Source organism: Sphaerisporangium flaviroseum (genome assembly GCF_039537005.1).
In the GTDB taxonomy this organism is placed as follows: domain Bacteria; phylum Actinomycetota; class Actinomycetes; order Streptosporangiales; family Streptosporangiaceae; genus Sphaerisporangium; species Sphaerisporangium flaviroseum.
On the sequence record NZ_BAAAZR010000001.1, the window covers coordinates 980,289 to 997,831 of the forward strand.

General features: G+C 70.0%; 17 protein-coding genes. 12 read left to right on the forward strand and 5 right to left on the reverse strand.

Annotation, left to right across the window (positions count from 1 at the left end; all coding sequences use genetic code 11):
• Window positions 1-26 precede the first annotated feature (26 nt).
• A complete protein-coding gene (locus tag ABD810_RS04595; RefSeq protein ID WP_344934576.1) occupies window positions 27-1,067 on the forward strand; it encodes an NAD-dependent epimerase/dehydratase family protein in 1,041 nt (346 codons plus the stop codon).
• Complete coding sequence (locus ABD810_RS04600) at window positions 1,064-2,017, forward strand: lysophospholipid acyltransferase family protein (RefSeq protein ID WP_425566848.1); 954 nt, start codon at window positions 1,064-1,066, stop codon at window positions 2,015-2,017. Before ABD810_RS04595 ends, ABD810_RS04600 begins: the two co-directional genes overlap by 4 nt.
• 63 nt (window positions 2,018-2,080) lie before the next feature.
• On the opposite strand, the gene ABD810_RS04605 is transcribed toward ABD810_RS04600, so the two are convergent.
• Window positions 2,081-2,212 (reverse strand): helix-turn-helix domain-containing protein, encoded by a 132-nt coding sequence (locus tag ABD810_RS04605; protein ID WP_425566849.1) that lies wholly within the window; start codon window positions 2,210-2,212, stop codon window positions 2,081-2,083.
• A gap of 952 nt (window positions 2,213-3,164) precedes the next feature.
• On the opposite strand from ABD810_RS04605, the gene ABD810_RS04610 reads away from it, so the two are divergent.
• Together ABD810_RS04610 and ABD810_RS04615 are read left to right on the forward strand one after the other, a co-directional pair.
• A complete protein-coding gene (locus tag ABD810_RS04610) occupies window positions 3,165-3,455 on the forward strand; it encodes a MerR family transcriptional regulator (protein ID WP_344935413.1) in 291 nt (96 codons plus the stop codon).
• Between the two features lie 507 nt (window positions 3,456-3,962).
• A complete protein-coding gene (locus ABD810_RS04615) occupies window positions 3,963-4,529 on the forward strand; it encodes a dihydrofolate reductase family protein (protein WP_344934578.1) in 567 nt (188 codons plus the stop codon).
• A gap of 88 nt (window positions 4,530-4,617) precedes the next feature.
• On the opposite strand, the gene ABD810_RS04620 is transcribed toward ABD810_RS04615, so the two are convergent.
• From ABD810_RS04620 to ABD810_RS04630, 3 genes are all read right to left on the reverse strand, one after another.
• Window positions 4,618-5,484, reverse strand: coding sequence for an HAD family hydrolase (locus ABD810_RS04620; protein WP_344934580.1), 867 nt, complete (start codon window positions 5,482-5,484; stop codon window positions 4,618-4,620).
• Between the two features lie 196 nt (window positions 5,485-5,680).
• On the reverse strand, window positions 5,681-6,373 hold the full coding sequence (locus ABD810_RS04625; RefSeq protein ID WP_344934582.1) for a DUF5667 domain-containing protein: 693 nt from the start codon (window positions 6,371-6,373) through the stop codon (window positions 5,681-5,683).
• A gap of 119 nt (window positions 6,374-6,492) precedes the next feature.
• Complete coding sequence (locus tag ABD810_RS04630) at window positions 6,493-7,146, reverse strand: sigma-70 family RNA polymerase sigma factor (RefSeq protein ID WP_344934584.1); 654 nt, start codon at window positions 7,144-7,146, stop codon at window positions 6,493-6,495.
• Between the two features lie 175 nt (window positions 7,147-7,321).
• Between ABD810_RS04630 and ABD810_RS04635 the strand changes: the two genes are divergently transcribed.
• Complete coding sequence (locus ABD810_RS04635) at window positions 7,322-9,022, forward strand: antibiotic biosynthesis monooxygenase (protein ID WP_344934586.1); 1,701 nt, start codon at window positions 7,322-7,324, stop codon at window positions 9,020-9,022.
• Between the two features lie 158 nt (window positions 9,023-9,180).
• Here the strand turns inward: ABD810_RS04635 and ABD810_RS04640 are convergent, their stop codons facing one another.
• Window positions 9,181-9,429 (reverse strand): glutaredoxin family protein, encoded by a 249-nt coding sequence (locus ABD810_RS04640; RefSeq protein WP_344934589.1) that lies wholly within the window; start codon window positions 9,427-9,429, stop codon window positions 9,181-9,183.
• A gap of 243 nt (window positions 9,430-9,672) precedes the next feature.
• Here ABD810_RS04640 and ABD810_RS04645 point away from each other — a divergent pair, with 243 nt between their 5' ends.
• The 7 genes from ABD810_RS04645 to hemL all read left to right on the forward strand — a co-directional run bounded on the left by ABD810_RS04645 (window position 9,673) and on the right by hemL (window position 17,517).
• A complete protein-coding gene (locus ABD810_RS04645; protein WP_344934592.1) occupies window positions 9,673-10,368 on the forward strand; it encodes a redox-sensing transcriptional repressor Rex in 696 nt (231 codons plus the stop codon).
• Window positions 10,365-11,717, forward strand: a complete 1,353-nt coding sequence (locus tag ABD810_RS04650; protein ID WP_344934594.1) for a glutamyl-tRNA reductase — start codon at window positions 10,365-10,367, stop codon at window positions 11,715-11,717. The genes ABD810_RS04645 and ABD810_RS04650 overlap by 4 nt, the downstream gene beginning before the upstream one ends.
• Window positions 11,714-12,652 (forward strand): hydroxymethylbilane synthase, encoded by a 939-nt coding sequence (gene hemC / locus ABD810_RS04655; protein ID WP_344934597.1) that lies wholly within the window; start codon window positions 11,714-11,716, stop codon window positions 12,650-12,652. Before ABD810_RS04650 ends, hemC begins: the two co-directional genes overlap by 4 nt.
• A 155-nt stretch (window positions 12,653-12,807) precedes the next feature.
• Window positions 12,808-14,340 carry a bifunctional uroporphyrinogen-III C-methyltransferase/uroporphyrinogen-III synthase gene (locus ABD810_RS04660; protein WP_344935416.1) on the forward strand — a complete coding sequence of 511 codons (1,533 nt, stop codon included), beginning with the start codon at window positions 12,808-12,810 and terminating at the stop codon, window positions 14,338-14,340.
• Window positions 14,341-14,414: 74 nt separating this feature from the next.
• The gene (hemB, locus tag ABD810_RS04665) at window positions 14,415-15,404 is read left to right on the forward strand and encodes a porphobilinogen synthase (RefSeq protein ID WP_344934599.1); all 990 of its coding nucleotides are present in this window, start codon (window positions 14,415-14,417) and stop codon (window positions 15,402-15,404) included.
• Between the two features lie 83 nt (window positions 15,405-15,487).
• Window positions 15,488-16,141: a bifunctional DNA primase/polymerase gene (locus ABD810_RS04670; protein WP_344934601.1), complete on the forward strand. Its 654-nt coding sequence runs from the start codon at window positions 15,488-15,490 to the stop codon at window positions 16,139-16,141.
• A gap of 71 nt (window positions 16,142-16,212) precedes the next feature.
• Window positions 16,213-17,517, forward strand: coding sequence for a glutamate-1-semialdehyde 2,1-aminomutase (gene hemL, locus ABD810_RS04675; protein ID WP_344934603.1), 1,305 nt, complete (start codon window positions 16,213-16,215; stop codon window positions 17,515-17,517).
• The last annotated feature ends 26 nt before the right edge of the window (window positions 17,518-17,543 follow it).

Here is a 17,543-nt window from a genome sequence, read left to right on the forward strand (position 1 = left end):
CACGAAAGTGATTCTGCGAGGCGCCGATGACCCACACTGTGCTAGTCACCGGGGTCTCCCGACACATCGGTGCCCGGGTGGCGAGCGTTCTCGCGGCGGACCCGGACATCGACCGGGTCATCGGAGTGGACACCGTGCCGCCGCCCTCGCTCGCGCGAGGCGGCGGCGGCGTCGCGCTGGGCCGTACGGAGTTCGTCCGGGTTGATCTGCGCAGCCCGGACATCGCGCAGGTCATCGCCGCCGCCGACATCGACACCGTTGTGCACATGAGCCTGGTCAGCGCTCCCTCGAAGAGCGCCGGCCGTTCGTACATGAAAGAGCACAACGTCATCGGCACCATGCAACTGCTGGCAGCCTGCCAGCGGTCGGCAACGGTGCGCAGGGTCGTGGTCCGCTCCACGACCGCGGTGTACGGCTCGTCCTCGCACGATCCGGCGGTCTTCACCGAGGAGGCCGAGCCCATCGAGGTGGCGAACTCCGGCTATGCCAAGGACGCCACCGAGGTCGAGGCTTATATCCGTGGTTTTGCGCGTCGCCGGCCCGACGTCACCGTCTCGACGCTTCGTTTCGCGAACTTCATGGGTCCAGGCGTCGACTCGCCGCTCACCCGATATTTCACCCAGCCTGTCCTGCCGACGGTCTTCGGCTTCGACCCCCGACTGCAGTTCGTCCACGAGGACGACGGGGTCGAGGTGCTCAGGCGCATGGCGGTCGAGGACCACCCCGGCATCTACAACGTGGTCGGCGACGGCGTGATGCTGCTCTCCCAGTGCGTCCGCAGGAGCGGCCGGCCGACGGTGCCGGTCCCGTCCACCGCCTTCCGCGTCATCGGCGACGTGGCGCGCAGCGTCGGGCTGGTCGATTTCTCCCCCGAGCAGCTCGCCCTGATGAGCTACGGGCGTGCGGTCGACGCCGAGAGGCTCGCCGGGGAGCTCGACTGGCGGCCCAAGTTCTCCACCGCGTCGGCGTTCGATGATTTCCTCCACTCGCGTGGCTTGTTTGGCGGTATCCCACTCACTGTGATCGACTGGGTGACGACAGTGCTGGGTGGGAGCGTTGAACGGTGAAGCAAAAAGACATTCCGCATGACTTCGGTGATGAGGAGCCCGGGACCGCCCGGGTGATCCCCATCACCTCCGCGCGTCGTCGCTCAGATGGCCCCAAGGCCGACGCCGTCGAGGACCGCGTGGTGGAGTTCCTGGCCTTCCTGCGCCGGCGCCTCGCCGGGGAGTACGAGGTCGACGAGTTCGGGTTCGACCCCGAGCTCAACGACAAGGTGCTGCTCGAGCTGATCCGCCCGCTCTACCGGCACTGGTTCCGCGTGGAGACCATGGGCCTGGAGAACGTGCCCGACGAGGCGGGGGCGCTTGTGGTGGCCAACCACTCGGGCACCGTGCCGGTCGACGCGCTGATGCTCCAGGTCGCGCTGCACGACGAGCATCCCGCGCATCGCCCGCTCCGGCTCCTCGGCGCCGACCTGGTCTACCAGCTTCCCGTGCTCGGCCACCTGTCCCGCAAGTCGGGCCACACGCTGGCCTGCCACGAAGACGCCGACCGCCTCATGCGCAAGGGCGAGCTGGTCGGTGTGTTCCCCGAGGGGTTCAAGGGCGTGGGCAAGCCCTTCTCCGAGCGTTACAAGCTCCAGCGATTCGGCCGGGGCGGCTTCGTGGCCTCGGCGATCCGGGCGCAGGTGCCGATCATCCCGTGCTCCATCGTCGGCGCGGAGGAGATCTATCCCAAGATCGGCAACTTCCGGTCGCTCGCGCGGCTGTTGGGCCTGCCGTACATCCCGATCACGCCGCTCTTCCCCTGGCTCGGGCCGCTCGGGCTGCTCCCGCTGCCGTCCAAGTGGATGATCCAGTTCGGCGAGCCGGTTCGCACCGACCAGTACGACCCGGAGGAGGCCGACGACCCGATGCTGGTCTTCAACCTCACCGACCAGGTCCGCGAGCTGGTCCAGCAACAGCTCAACCGCCTCCGCCTCCAACGCGGCCACGCCTTCCCGCCTTTCTTCTGATCGTCCGGGAATCGCTCGGGCTGTATTTCCAGAGCTTCGCTCACCCGAGGTACTGGTCCGGGTTCAGGCCGCTGGAGCGCGGGGCGTCAGGCGAACCTCGACATCCGCGTCCAAGGCACGCGCGAGCCGCTCGAGAACAGGCAGTGTGGGGACCGTGCCGCCCGCCTCGAAGCGTGCCACTGCGGATTGCGTCATGCCGGCCTCGCGCGCCAGATCGTTCTGACTCCAACTGCGTGCTTCGCGCGCGCTCCTCCCGGTACTCCTGGCGCGCTTTCCCGAGGTTGGTCATTGAGAGGGCGAGCTCCGGAGTGCAGCGGATCCGCTTCGCGTAGCGAGGCCCATTGGTGACGTGGAAGCTCAACAGTAGTTCTCTGGCACCGAAAATCTGTAGTGGCCGAAGTAGACATCTGTGCTTGATGGGGCTAGAGTTCCTGACATCGCAAGAGACGGATCCACGAGGGCAGCGCAGGACGTAGGCATTACGACGAACTGCCCGGACGGGCGTGGACAGAGAAGACGATGCAGTAAAGAGGGGCAGAAGGTCGGACGTGCCAGGGCCGAAGCGGTTGAAGGGTCCCGGCCGTGGACGCGCTGCCACAGCAGTAGCGGTCACGCAGCGAGCAAGAGACAAAGTCGGACGTGCCAGGGCCAGCGCAGGTGAAGGGCCCCGGCCGTGGACTCGTGGCTGCGGTAGTGATGCATGAGGTAGAAGAAACAGAGATAGCGAAAGGAGTGTTGAACGCCATCAGGATCGCCCGTTGCCGGCTGATGTCGGCCCCACGGGTACCGCGGTTCCATGGATTGGACGGTGGTCTACGGTCACGCGTACGCGATCCCCGCATCCCCGCCCGCATCGGGCGGCAAATGCGGAAGAAACAGTTCGGCCTCAGGGCCGGTAGATGGTGTTGAACCTCGTGGGCCCCGGCGCATCATGGCGCCGGGGCCCCTGTTGGCATTGTGGGAAGGGTGTATGGATCAAACACCGATGGCGTCGGCCGTCCGCGCAGAGCCCAGGCTCCGCGACACCGCCGGCAAGGCCGAAACGGTCGGCAAGGCCGACCCCGTGGGAAGGGCCGATGGGCTCCCCGCCACGCCGAGTGACATCTCCGGTCACCGGTTCGACGATGAGGACTACCCCGCCTACAGCATGGGCCGGGCGGCGGAGATCCTCGGCGTCACCCCGGCGTTCCTGCGCAGCTTGGGCGCCGCAGAACTGATCGAGCCGCAGCGGTCCGAGGGCGGTCACCGCCGTTACTCGCGCTACCAGCTCCGCCTGGCCGCCCGCGCCCGCGAACTGGTCGACCAGGGCACCGCCCTGGAGTCCGCCTGCCGCATCATCATCCTCGAAGACCAGCTCGCCGAGGCTCTGCGCATCAACGCCGAACTTCAGCAGGCCCGCGACCCAGGATCCGACAGCACGGCCCGCCGCTCGGCATGAGAGACGACGACCTCGCCCCGGCATCCTCACCGCACAGTCAAGGACGCTAAACGCCGGGGTTGAGAGGGTGAGACATCCCGATCACGCCTCTGTTGAACAGACCCGCCCTGGCTAAGGCTTTGTCCGTTCCGTCGCCGCCGAAATGGGTCTCGCTTCGCTCGAGCTGTATTTTCAGAGCTTCGCCCATCCTCCGACCTGATGGTGGGTGATCTCCTGATGTGCCGGTGTCAGACCCTTCACAGCGGAGGAGGGGCGACGGGGCAGGTTCTCTCCCCGGCATCTCACGATCTGAGTAGCCGATCTGGTGGGCGATCTCGTCTTGTACAGCCAGTTCCATCACGAGGGCCACGGCGTCGCCTCGGGCGATGCTCGGGACCAGAACCAGACCGGCCGCGTGCTGATCCTCCGTCAGCGCTGATGAGCCCTCCGCCCGCGTTCATACCCCTATCGGGGCTAAGGGCGGCCGGATCACCGGACAGAGTCCGGCGGGAGTGCGTCTACTTGAGTATGGCGATTGTTGAAGTGGACATCTCGATGTCGGTGGACGGGTACATCACCGGGCCCGACCTGGACGAATGGCCCGGCCTGGGCAAGGGCGGCGATTCGCTGCACGGGTGGCTCCAGCACGACGAGGGGCGGCGGCTGAGCGCGGCGACGTTCGCCGCGTCCGGCGCCGTCGTGACGAGCCGGTCCGTGTACGAGTTGACCGATGGCTGGGGCGACGACGGCTTCTACCGGATGCCGGTCTTCGTGGTGACCCATCGGCCGCACGAGGAGGTCCGTAAGGGCGACACCACGTTCACCTTCGTGACCGGCGGGGTCGGCGCCGCGATCGAAGCGGCCGTGGCCGCCGCCGGCGACAAGCGGGTCCACGTGATGGGTGGCGCGTCGATCGTCCAGCAGGCGCTGCGGACCGGCCTGGTCGACCGTCTGCGGCTGCATATCGCGCCGCTCCTGCTGGGGTCCGGCACCGTCCTGTTCGACGGTTCCGGACCGGAGCTGGAACATCTGGACACGGTGGACACCCCGGAGGCCACCCACGTGACGTACCGGGTCGGGCCGGTCAGCCCCTGACCGGCCAGGCCGAGGGCTGCGCGGCCCCAGACCGACTGCCGCGCCGGCCAAGGGGTGCGGCGCGGTCGACGGAGGCGGCCCGAGCGGTTCAGGCGGAGCGGTAGTACTTCCGGAGGGCTATGGCCGCCGCGACGCCGCCCGCCACCGCGCCGGCGCCGGCGGCGATCGGGAGGCCGATCATGGTGGCCTTGCGGCCGGTGCGGAAGTCCTTGACCAGCCAGTCGTTCTTCCTGGAGTGCTCCAGCAGCTCGCTGTCGGGGTTGATCGCGCAGGGATGGCCCACGAGCTGGAGCAGGGGAAGGTCGTTGGCCGAGTCGCTGTACGCCGTGCAGCGCGCCAGGTCGAGGCCCTCGCGCCGGGCCAGCGCCTTCACGGCCTCCGCCTTCGCCGGGCCGTGCAGCAGGTCGCCCACCAGGCGCCCGGTGTAGACCCCGTCCTCGGTCTCGGCGACCGTGCCGAGCGCGCCGGTCAGTCCGAGGCGCTGGGCGATCACGCGGGAGAGCTCGACGGGGGTGGCGGTCACCAGCCACACGCGCTGGCCGGCGTCCAGGTGGCTCTGGGCGAGCGCGCGGGTGCCGGCCCAGATGCGGTCGGCCATCACCTCGTCGTAGATCTCCTCGCCGAGGTGGACGACATCGTCGACCTTGAGCCCCACGACGAAGGCGAGCGCCGTTTCCTTGGCCCGCGCGATGTGCTCGGGGTTCTCGTTGCCGCGGACGCGGAAGAGCGCCTGGCCCATGGCGAACCTCACCAGGTCCTTGGTGGTGAACAACCCGCGGGAGGCGAGACCGCGGGCGAAGTGGTAGATGGAGGCGCCGCGCATCATCGTGTTGTCGACGTCGAAGAACGCCGCCGCGGTGGGGTCGGGGGCGGCGATGGGAGCGGCTACGGCCGCTGCGGCCGCGACCTCTCCGGCCAATTCCGCCTCGGTGTGCCGTCGCAATAACCGCCTCATAGCACCTCAGCTTAACGGGACGGAGGGGGCGGAGTCGGTGTACGTCGCGTTAGCGTGGCGTGACGTCTGGCGCACGTCACGGGGTGGTTCACGAAAGACGGCGAGGCCCGGGACGGCCCTGGGCACAGGGAATGGGGCCCGGAAACGGGACAGAAGGCGGTTCTCAGAGGCGGCCGGCGAGCTCGTGCCGGAGGGGTCAGGGGGTCAGGTCCTCGATCATGTCGAGGTAGGCGCTGGCCTTCATACGATCATCGTCGCCGAGCTGAGGGATCATCGGTGCCACCACGTCGCGCTGTTCCTCGGAGAAGCGCTTCAACGCCGGGGCGTGTGCGCCCTCACGCTTCACGTGGCCCAGGGCGGAGAGGGCCGAGCGGGTGGTCGAGGTCATCTCGTCCAGGGTCGGCCCGATCAGCTGCGAGCGCCGGGCGTCGGGGTAGCCGAGCAGGGTGGCGGCCTCCGTGGCCCGGGAGTGGGCGGCGGTCAGCTCACGCTGGGCGCGCTGCACGTCGTCGGTGGTCAGGCTGAGCAGGGTGGCCTCCGCGGCCCGCTTGATCGGGTAGAGGCCGTCACCGGGCACCGAGGCGTAGGTCCGCACGCTCGTGAAAAGCGTCAGGCACGCCAGGGACACGATGAGCACGCCTGAACGTGACCGCGGCAGATACGGGGAGCGCCGCCTGTGCCGGGCGGGTTTGGGCGCGGCCTCGGGGCCGGCGGCGTGGGCGGCGAGCAACTCCTCGCGGAGACGGGCGCGGAAGTCGGGCCGGGGTCCGTTGCCGGGCTCGGCGCCGATCTCGTTGAGCCTGGTCACGAAGTGGGCAGGGGGCGGCTCGCGCAGCGTGAAGGCAGCCCAACGCTTGAGCAGCCACCGCGAAGGCCCCGCCTTGCCCATGAAAGCTCCCTGCCGCACGCACTACGATGATCCATAGGTGCTACTTGCCCAACGATGCGGGGAGCCTTCAGGTTACGGCCGCCCGGGTCACTAGAGGTGCCTCATGAGCGCACCATAGATCAACTCAGGTCTTCCGGGAGTGCCCTGGCCAGGGCACGGATCGCGCGGAACTGTAAGGCCTTGATCGCGCCGCTCTTCTTTCCCATGATCAGCGCCGTCTCGGCCAGCGACATCCCGTGCAGGAACCTCAGCACGACGCACTCCTGCTGCTCGGCGCCGAGGTCACGCACCGCACGCAGGACGCGTTCGTTCACCATGGTCGTGACGACCGCGTTCTCCGGGATGTGCGGGCCGTCCAGCGGGGTGTCCAGCACCTCGGCGGTGGACACCTCCATGCGGTAGCGGCCGGACTTGTAGTGGTCGGTCACCAGATTCCTGGCGATGGTCACCAGCCACGCGCCGAAGTCCCGTCCCTGCCAGGTGAAATCGGCGATGCGCCGGAGCGCGCGCAGAAACGTCTCGCTGGTGAGATCCTCCGCCAGGGCGTGGCAGCCGACCCGGAAGTAGACATAGCGATAAACAAGATCGACATACCGGTCGTACAGCGCCGCGAAGGCGTCGGCGTCGCCGGTCTTGGCGCGCAGCACGACTCTCCGGAGTTCGTCTATGTCCGGGGAGGGGCGCTCCCGCTGGTCAGCGGCGGCGCGCGTGTAGTTCACAATGTCGGCCGATCCTGGAGGGGAAAGCCCGGCGACCGACCAAGAGTTCGACATCCGGTATCCCTGGGGAGGAAAGGGAAGGGCGCGTGCGTGCTCGAACACTCTAGAAATCATCGGGAAATTACACAATCCACTTTGCCTCAGTAACTACCACGCGTAACAGGAGCCATGTGGCACTTCGGGCATCAGCTACCGGTTTGGAGGTAATGTCCGGCAGAGTTGGGGCATCATGGGAGTCCTCGTTGCCGTCACCGCCTTCGCCGGTGCTCTGTTCGCCGCCATCACCACCGGCATCCTGGTCGGACGTCTCCGCGACGAACGGAGCGGCTGGCTTTTCGCCTGGACCGTCACGACCTCGGCACTCTGCCTCGCCCTCGGCGCCGTCGGCATAGGCCATCTCGTCGGGTTCGGGCCCGCCACGTTCCGCATCTACCAGATCACCGGAGCGTTCCTGGCCCCGTTCTGGCTCGCCATCGGCATGATCCAGTTGCTGGCCGAGAAGGCGGCGGGGAAGTTCGCCGCCTGGCTGTTCGGGATCGCCCTCACGTTGATCACCACAGTGATCCTCGTGCTGGACCCGATCAGCCAGCCTGAGAAGTTCGGCCAGACCCTGCCGCTGGGCGACACGCACTGGACCATCATCCCGACGGCCCTGCTGAACGCCGCGCACGCCCTGACCTACCTGATCCTGATCGGCTGCCTCATCGTGGCGGTGCTGCGCTGGCGCGGCGGCGACGACCTCGACGCCGACAACATGCACGCCGGCGTCGTCCTCGCGCCGGCCGGGCTCGCCCTGGTGGGCGCCGTGCGCTTCGCGATCCCGGGTGTCTTCTCGGCGCTGGTGATCACCCTCATGGTCGGCGCCGTCTGGTACGCCGTCGCGCGTCCCCTCGCGCCGTACGACGAGGAGCGGGACGGCCCCGACGAGGACTGGGACGACGAGCGACCGCCGCCCCGCCGCCGGCCCGAGCCCGAGGCCGCGTACGAGTCGGGACCACTGCCGGTCACCCCCGGCCCCGCCACCCAGGCGATGCCCTCGCCGCGCCGGTCCGGCCTCGGTGACCTGGTGGCGGAGTACCGTGCGGGCGACCAAGGAGAGGTGGACTTCGCCGCGCGCATGCAGCCGTCCGGCGGCTTCAACGCCTTCGGCGGGCCGAGGACGGGAGAGGTGATCGGGCCCGAGGCCGGCGGCCTCCCCGGCCAAGGCCTCCCTGGGCAGGGCCTCCCCGGCCAAGGCCTCCCTGGGCAGGGGCTTCAGGGGCAAGGGCTTCAGGGGCAGGGCCGGCCCGGGCCGGGAGGGCCGCTCGGCTCCAACATGCCGGGCCAGCCCGCCCCCTGGGACCAGCAGGCGCAGAACCCGCCCGGCACACCGGGGCACACCGGCCAGTACGGCGTTCCCAGCCCGCTCGACCCGAACGCGGCCGGCTACCTCGGGCAGAACGGGTCGCACCGTGGGCAGCCGGAGTTCTCCATGCCCGCCACGGGAGCCATGTTCCCCGGAAACGAGATCAAGCAGCCCTTCGGCAATCCGGACCAGGTGGTGGCCTCCGGGCGTCGTGCCGACATGCCGCTCGCCTCGTCCGGATCGGTAAGGCCCTCGCCGAGCATCTACGGGCTGCTCACCGTCTTCACCCTGATGGACGGGGCCGGCGAGGCGTTCGACCGCCTGGCGGAGGAGACGGTCGAGGCGGTACGCCGCAGCGAGCCCGACACCCTGGTCTTCATCTGCCACGCGGTCAAGTCGGCGCCCCTGCAGCGCATCGTCTACGAGCTCTACCGTGACGAGGTGGCGTTCACCGAACACCAGCGGCAGGCGCACATGGAGCGCTTCGCCCGCGAGCGGGTGGCGCACGTGCTGGCGGCCAACGTGATCGAGCTGAACGTCAACGCGGCCAAGGTGGTGCCGTTGCCCACGGCGTTCCGCGTGTGACGGCGAGCCGAAGGAGCCTGAGCGGTGAGCCGGTTGAGCCTGAGCGGTGAGCCCCGCGAGCCCCGCGATTGAGCCTGAGCGGTGAGCCCTGTGAGCCGTGTGAGCCCCGTGAGCCGGTTGAGCCTGAGCGGTGAGCCCTGTGAGCCGCCCTGGGTCGCCTACGCGGTCAGGGCGGACCGGAGGCGGGCCTCGTCGACGCGCCAGAAGTCGTGCTGGACGCCGTCGATCAGCGTGACGGGGATCATCTCCCAGTAGGCCTCCTGGTCTTTTTCGGAGGCGGTGATGTCGCGCTCCTCCCAGGAGACCCCTAGGTCGTCGGCCACGCGCCGGATGACGGTCCTCGCGTCGTCGCAGAGGTGGCAGCCGGGCTTGCCCAGCAGTGTGATCGTGTGATCTCGCGGAGCCATGTGCCCAGCCTAACGGCGCCCGCGGCCGTGTCGCGGCTCACAGTTGGTGGGCCGGATGCCGGACCGACACCCTTACCTGCGATGGTTGTGACCCGAGAGTCACGCTGGCACTTTGTGCATAGCTTCACAAAGGTACTAACCTGGAAGCCTGCGCCCTCTCCTCGACATCCGTCGCAACCGCGAGCGCGGCCGGGGCGCACCGGCCGCCCATCTCCTGGAGTTCCGGCCAAAGTGATCCGCCGCATGTCTCAAGCGCGTGAACGGGGCATCCCCGATGCGACCGTCGCGCGCCTGCCGCTCTACCTGCGCGCACTGAACGGACTCGCGGAACGGGGCACCGCCACGGTCAGCTCGGAGGACCTCGCGGTCGCGGCCGGGGTCAACTCGGCGAAGCTGCGCAAGGACCTGTCGCACCTCGGGTCGTACGGAACGCGTGGCGTCGGCTACGACGTGCAGTACCTGATCTACCAGATCTCCCGGGAACTCGGCCTCACCCAGGACTGGGCCGTGGCCATCGTCGGGGTCGGCAACCTCGGCCGGGCGCTGGCGAACTACGGCGGTTTCGTCTCTCGCGGCTTCCGGGTGGCCGCGCTGTTCGACGCCGACACGGCCGTGGTGGGCGAGCGCCTCGTCGGGATGGCCGTGGACCACATCGACCAGCTGGAAAGCGTGATCGACAAGCGCGGGGTCTCCATCGTGGTGATCGCGACGCCCGCAGCGGCGGCACAGCAGGTGGCCGACCGGGTCATCGCCGCCGGGGTCACGAGCATCTTGAACTTCGCCCCCGCCGTGCTGACGGTGCCCGGCGGAGTGGATGTCCGCAAGGTCGATCTATCGACCGAACTGCAGATTCTTGCGTTCCATGAGCAGCGCAAAGCGGATCGTGAAACAGGGAGCCCCATGATGGCCGGAGACTGGGCCGAGGCGATGGACGTATGAGCCTTCTCACGGTTGGCGTCAGCCACAAGACGGCGCCGGTAGCCCTGCTGGAGCGTCTGGCGGTGACCGGCGACGCCCTGGTCAAGCTGCTGCACGACATCCAGAGTGACGCGCACGTGTCCGAGGCGATGATCGTCTCCACGTGCAACCGGATCGAGGTCTACACCGAGGTCGACCGGTTCCACGGCGGTGTGACCGCGGTGACCGACCTGCTCAGCCTCCACTCCGGCATCCCCCAGGATCAGCTCACCCGCCACCTGTACGTCCACTACGAGGACCGGGCGGTCGAGCACCTCTTCACCGTGATCTGCGGCCTCGACTCGATGGTCGTCGGCGAGGGCCAGATCCTCGGCCAGATGCGCCAGTCGCTCAAGCTGGCCCAGGAGCAGGGCACCGCGGGCCCCACGCTGAACGAGCTCGCCCAGCAGGCGCTGCGCGTCGGCAAGCGCGCCCACACCGAGACCGGCATCGACCGGGCGGGCGCCTCCCTGGTGGGGGTGGGCCTCACCCTGGCCGAGCGGGTGCTCGGCCCGATCGACGGCAAGCGGGCCCTCGTGGTCGGCGCGGGCTCGATGAGCGCGCTGTCCGCGGCCACGCTCAGCCGGGCCGGGGTCACCGACATCGTGATCGCCAACCGCACCTTCGAGCGCGCCGCGCGGCTGGCGCAGACCGTCGGAGGCCGCGCGGTCGAGTTCGCCGACGTCCGATATGAGCTCGCGGGCGCTGACCTGGTCATATCGTGCACAGGAGCAGGTAGCGTGGTCATCGGCACCGATATGGTGGCGGCGGCCGTACGAGACAGGCCTCTGTTCCTTCTCGACCTCGCGCTTCCGCACGACGTGGATCCCGGCGTCCGCACGCTTCCGGGCGTCACCCTCGTCGACCTCGAGTCGATGCAGGAGGCCGGGCTCGGCGCGCAGGGCGCGGACGGCGGCTCCGACGACGTGGTCGCGGTCCGGTCCATCGTGGCGGCCGAGGTGTGCGAGTACCTCAGGGCCGAGCGCGCGGCCAAGGTCACGCCGACCGTGGTCGCGCTCAGGGCCAAGGCCGCGGACGTGGTGGAGGCCGAGCTGGGACGTCTTGTCACGCGGGTGCCCGAGATCGACGGGCGGCTGCGGGGGGAGATCGCCCAGACCGTGCGCCGGGTCGTGGACAAGCTGCTCCACGAGCCGACTGTGCGTGTCAAGCGGTTGGCGGCGTCCCCGGCGGGCGATCATTATGCTGAGGCGCTGCGCGAGCTGTTCGACCTGAATCCGAAGGTGCCCGAGGCGGTGGCCAGAGCCGACCTTGCCGAGGTGGAGGCCGACTTGACCGATCTGACCGGTCGAGCCGGCGAGGAGGAGGCATGACCGAGGGCCTGGGACCGGACGGGGGCCATGGCGCCCTCCGGCTGGGCACGCGCCGGAGCCTGATGGCGACCACGCAGTCGCAGCAGGTGGCCGACCGGCTGACCGAGCTTACGGGGCGACCCGTGCAGCTCGTGGGCGTGACCACCTTCGGCGATGTCACCAAGGCTCACCTGGCGCAGCTCGGCGGCACCGGGGTCTTCGTCAGCGCCCTTCGCGACAAGCTCATCGAGGGCGCGATCGACTTCGCGGTCCACTCCCTCAAGGACCTGCCCACCAAGCCTGATCCCCATGTGGTCGTCGCGGCCATCCCGCCGCGCGACGACGTCAGGGACGCGCTGGTCGGCCCGGTCAAGCTCTCCGACCTGGAGCCCGGCGCCAAGGTCGGCACCGGCTCGCCGCGTCGCGTCGCCCAGCTGCGCATGCTGCGGCCCGACCTCGACTACGTCCCGATCCGCGGCAACGCCGACACCCGCATCGGCAAGGTGACCTCCGGCGAGCTGCAGGCGGTCGTCCTGGCCGCCGCGGGCCTCGAACGCATCGGCCGTGACGCCGAGATCGCCCAGCTGTTCGACGTCGAGGACATGCTTCCCGCGCCGGGCCAGGGGGCGCTCGCCCTGGAGTGCCGGGCCGGCGACGCGGACCTGATCGGCCTGCTCGGCGTGCTCGACGACGTACGTACGCGTACGGCGGTGACGGCGGAGCGCGCCGTGCTCGCCACACTCGAAGCCGGCTGCAGCGCGCCCGTAGGTGCGTTCGCGGCCGATGACGGGCACATTCTCAACCTGACCGCCACCGTGGTCGCCTTCGATGGCACCCGGTCGGTGCGCAAGTCCACCGCCGGTGATCCTTCGGCTTCCATGGAGCTCGGCCGCGAACTCGCGACCGCCATGATCGCTGAAGGAGCCGGCATGTTGATGGGGGAGCGGACCCATTGAGCTCCGGAAGCCAGACCAGCAAGCCCGCCGAGACCGGCAAGGCGGCCGACACCACGACGTCCGGATGCGGATACGACGTGGAGAGTAGGCCGACCGGGACCGAGGCGACCGGCCAGGAGGGCGGCCGCCGGCCTCACGCCGGGTTCGTCGCCTTCGTGGGCGCCGGACCGGGTGACGAGAACCTTCTCACCCTGCGCGGTGCCGATCTGCTGTCACGGGCCGACGTCGTCGTCCTCGACAGGGAGTCCTATGGTGCCCTGCTGCGCCACTGCTCCGAGAAGGTCAGGGTCGTCGACGTCGCCGACGACCTGGGCGCGGTGTCGCTGAAGGCCATGCAGGAGGCCAAGGCAGGGTGCCGCGTCGTGCGCCTGTGCGCGGGGGACCCCGGGTTCTTCTCCTCGGTGACCGAGGAGGTGGCGGCCTGCGCCAAGGCGGAGGTCGACTTCGAGATCGTGCCCGGGGTGCCGCCGGCGACGGCGGTGCTCACCTACGCGGGCATCGCGCCGGCCGTGGCGGTGCCGGAGTTCCGCGTCGTGGACGCGACGCTGGTCGACGACTGGTCGGTCCACGCCGCCTCCGCGGGCACGGTGGTGATCTACAACGGCATCGCCGACGCGGTCGCGATCGGCAAGGCGCTCGTCGCGGCGGGCAAGCCCGACACCACCCCGGTGGCCGTCACACAGAGCGGTACCACCACCGAGCAGTACACCGTGGTGTCCTCCCTCGGCCGGCTCGCCGCCGATCTCAAGCACGCCGGCTTCGCCGAGCCCGCGCTGATCGTCGTCGGCGACGCGGTGGCCGCGCGCGACCGGTTGTCGTGGTTCGAGAACAAGCCGCTGTTCGGCTGGCGGGTGCTGGTTCCCCGTACGAAGGAGCAGTCGGCCGGGCTGTCCGAGCAGCTCCGGTCGTACGGCGCGGTGCCGGAGGAGGTGCCGACGATCTCGGTGGAGCCGCCGCGCACCCCGCAGCAGATGGACCGCGCCATCAAGGGCCTGGTGACCGGCCGCTACGAGTGGGTGGCCTTCACCTCGGCCAACGCGGTCAAGGCGATCAGGGAGAAGTTCGACGAGTACGGCCTGGACGCGCGGGCGTTCGCCGGCCTGAAGGTGGCCGCCGTCGGCGAGGCGACCGCGAGGGCGCTGGTCGAGTTCGGCGTGAAGCCCGACCTGGTGCCCGTGGGGGAGCATTCCTCCGAGGGGCTGCTCGCCGAGTGGCCGCCGTACGACTCGATGCTCGACCCCATCAACCGGGTCCTGCTGCCGCGCGCCGACATCGCGACCGAGACGCTCATCGCCGGGCTCACCGAGCTGGGCTGGGAGTGTGACGACGTCACGGCCTACCGGACCGTCCGGGCGGCCCCGCCGCCCGCTCCGATCCGTGAGGCGATCAAGGGCGGTGGTTTCGACGCCGTGCTGTTCACCTCATCGAGCACTGTCAGGAACCTCGTCGGCATCGCCGGCAAGCCGCACAACGTCACGGTGATCGCGGTCATCGGGCCGCAGACGGCCAAGACCGCGGAGGAGTTCGGGCTGCGGGTCGACATCATGGCCGACAGCCCGTCGGCTTCCGCACTGGCGTCCGCTCTGGCGGAGTACGGTGCCAAGCAGCGCCAGGCCGCCCTCGCGGCCGGAGACATTCCCCGGCGGCCCTCGCAGACGCGCAGGGGCGCTCGCCGCCGGGCCAAGTAACGATGTAGCCGACACCCCCATCGTCGCGTCTCGCGTGTACACGCGGTCCGGGACAGTCCGGGGAGGGAGACACGATGAGCAACGCAGAGTTTCCGGTGGCGCGGCCCCGGAGGCTGCGCCGCACCGCGCCGATCCGCCGCATGGTGGCGGGCACCCGCCTGCATCCGGCCGATCTGGTGCTGCCGATGTTCGTCAAGGAGGGCGTGAGCGACCCGCAACCGGTCGCCTCGATGCCCGGGGTGAAGCAGCACACGCGCGACTCGCTCCGCAAGGCCGCCCACGCCGCCGCCGAGGCGGGCGTCGGCGGGCTGATCCTGTTCGGGATCCCGGCCGTCAAGGACGCCAGGGGCTCGGCGGGCGACGACCCCGAGGGCATCGTCCAGCAGGGCCTGGCCGACCTGCGGGCCGACCTCGGTGACACCCTCGTGGTGATCAGCGACACCTGTCTCGACGAGTTCACCGATCACGGTCACTGCGGCATCCTCACCCCCGACGGTGAGGTCGACAACGACGCGACGCTGGAGCGCTACGCCTCGGTGGCCGTGGCGCAGGCGGCCGCCGGCTCCCAGGTGATCGCCCCCAGCGGCATGATGGACGGCCAGGTGGCCGCCATACGCGCCGCTCTGGACTCCAACGGCTTCTCGCACATCCCGATCCTGGCGTACTCCGCCAAGTACGCCTCGGGGTTCTACGGGCCGTTCAGGGAGGCCGCCGAGTGCGCGCCGCAGTTCGGCGACCGCAGCGGCTACCAGCAGGACCCCGCGGGGCCCGTGGGGGAGGCGCTCCGCGAAGTGCGCCTCGACCTCGCCGAGGGCGCGGACGCCGTCATGGTGAAGCCCGCCCTGGCCTACCTCGACATCCTGCGGCAGGTCCGCGACAGCGTCGAGGTGCCGGTGGCGGCCTACCAGGTCAGCGGAGAGTACGCCATGGTCGAGGCCGCGGCGGCCAACGGCTGGATCGACCGCGACCGCGTCATCATGGAGTCGCTGATCGCCATCCGGCGCGCCGGGGCGGACATGATCCTCACCTATTGGGCTACTGAAGTGGCCAGGAGACTATCCTGACGGGCCATTTCCGGGGGTCGGGTCACCTGACGTGACCGCGATCAGGCATCATCGGGGAAAGGCAGGGTGGGGGAGGAAACACGATGGTGGGGGTACCACTGGCGGCCCGCCGGGCGAAACGGCGAAGTCGTGCGCACGGCAGAGCGCATACGATCACCTCGGTGCTCGAGTACGCCGAGTTGGGCTGGGCAAGCTGTCTGGGCGCACATCCGCTCCGCGAGGGAAGGCGCGCGTGTTCGTGTGACCGCGTGGGGTGTCCCGACCCGGGTGCCCATCCGCTGTCGCCGGCCTGGCAGATGATGGCGACCACGGACACCGCGCTGCTGACGCGGTGGTGGGAGCAGAATCCCGAGGCGAACGTGGTCCTCCCCACGGGCAGGGTCTTCGACGTGTTCGACGTACCCGCGGCGGCGGGGCAGACGACCCTCGCCGCGATGGAGGCCTCTGGCTTCGCTACGGGCCCGGTTGCCGCAGGCGGCGACCGGGTCCTTTTTTACGTCGCCACGCGCGGGGCTCCCGAGGACGAGGACGAGTGGTGGTCCTGCCACCTCGACTACGGCCCCGAGACCATCGACGCGACCCCCGGGCTGCGCTGGCACTGCCGCGACAGCTACGTCCTGGCCCCGCCTTCGTCGCTCATCGACGGCACCCAGGCCCGCTGGCTGAGGCCGCCCGACGGGCGTCCCCTCCCCGATCCCCTGCACGTCCTCGACCGGCTCGCCGACGCCTGCGAGTGAGCGTCGCGCCCGCCTCCTCGACCGGCTCGGCCGGCCGAGCGACCCGGCGCCACGGGGACTAACCTTGACCCGTGAGCCGTACGAAGATCTCAGAGGACCTGTTCGAGCGCGCCCGTGCCGTTGTGCCCGGAGGCGTGAACTCCCCGGTGCGCGCCTTCGGCGCCGTCGGCGGGACCCCACGGTTCATGGAGTCGGGCCAAGGGCCCTACATCGTCGACGCCGACGGCAACCGCTACGTCGACCTGGTCTGCTCCTGGGGTCCGATGATCCTCGGTCACCGGCACCCCGCCGTGGTCGAGGCGCTGACCGAGGCCCTGTCCCGGGGCACGTCGTTCGGCACCGCCACGCCTGGTGAGGTCGAGCTAGCCGAGGAGATCGTCTCCCGGGTCGACCCGGTCGACATGGTCCGCCTGGTCAGCTCCGGCACCGAGGCCACCATGTCCGCCGTACGGCTGGCGCGTGGCTTCACCGGCCGCTCACGCGTGGTCAAGTTCGCCGGGTGCTATCACGGGCACGTGGACGCCCTGCTCGCCTCCGCCGGTTCCGGTGTCGTCACCTTCGGGCTGCCGGACACCCCGGGCGTGACGGGCGCGTCGGCGGCGGACACGATCGTGCTCCCGTACAACTCGCCCGAGGCGGTCACCGAGGCCTTCCAGGCGTACGGCGGTGACATCGCCTGCGTGATCACCGAGGCCTGCCCGGCGAACATGGGCGTGGTCCCGCCGAGCCCCGGCTTCAACGCGCTGCTGCGCGAACTGTGCACGACCAACGGCGCGCTGCTGATCATCGACGAGGTGCTCACCGGCTTCCGGGTCTCCGCCTCGGGGTGGTACGGCCTCGATCCGGTGGACGCCGATCTGATGACCTTCGGCAAGGTCATGGGCGGCGGCCTTCCGGCCGCGGCGTTCGGCGGGCGGGCCGACATCATGGGCCGGCTCGCGCCCGAGGGGCCGGTCTACCAGGCGGGCACGCTCTCGGGTAACCCCCTGGCCTGCGCCGCCGGTCTGGCCACGCTGCGGGCCTGCGACGACGAGGTATACGACCGGGTGGACGCCGCCGCGGTGATCGTCGGCAGGGCCGCGTCGGACGCGCTCGCCGCGGCGGGCGTCCCCCACCGGCTGCAGCGGGCGGGCAACCTGTTCTCGATCTTCTTCACCGCCGACCCGGTCACCGACTTCTCCGGCGCGCGGAGCCAGGACGCCGCGGCCTACCGCGCGTTCTTCCACTCCATGCTCGACCAGGGCGTCTACCTCCCGCCTTCGGCGTACGAGGCGTGGTTCCTGTCCGCGGCCCACGACGAGGAGGCGCTGACACGGGTCGTCGCGGCGCTGCCCGCCGCCGCGAAGGCCGCCGCCGGCGCCTCGGCGTCCTCCTGAGGGGCCGGGCCGGTGGGCTCCGGCCG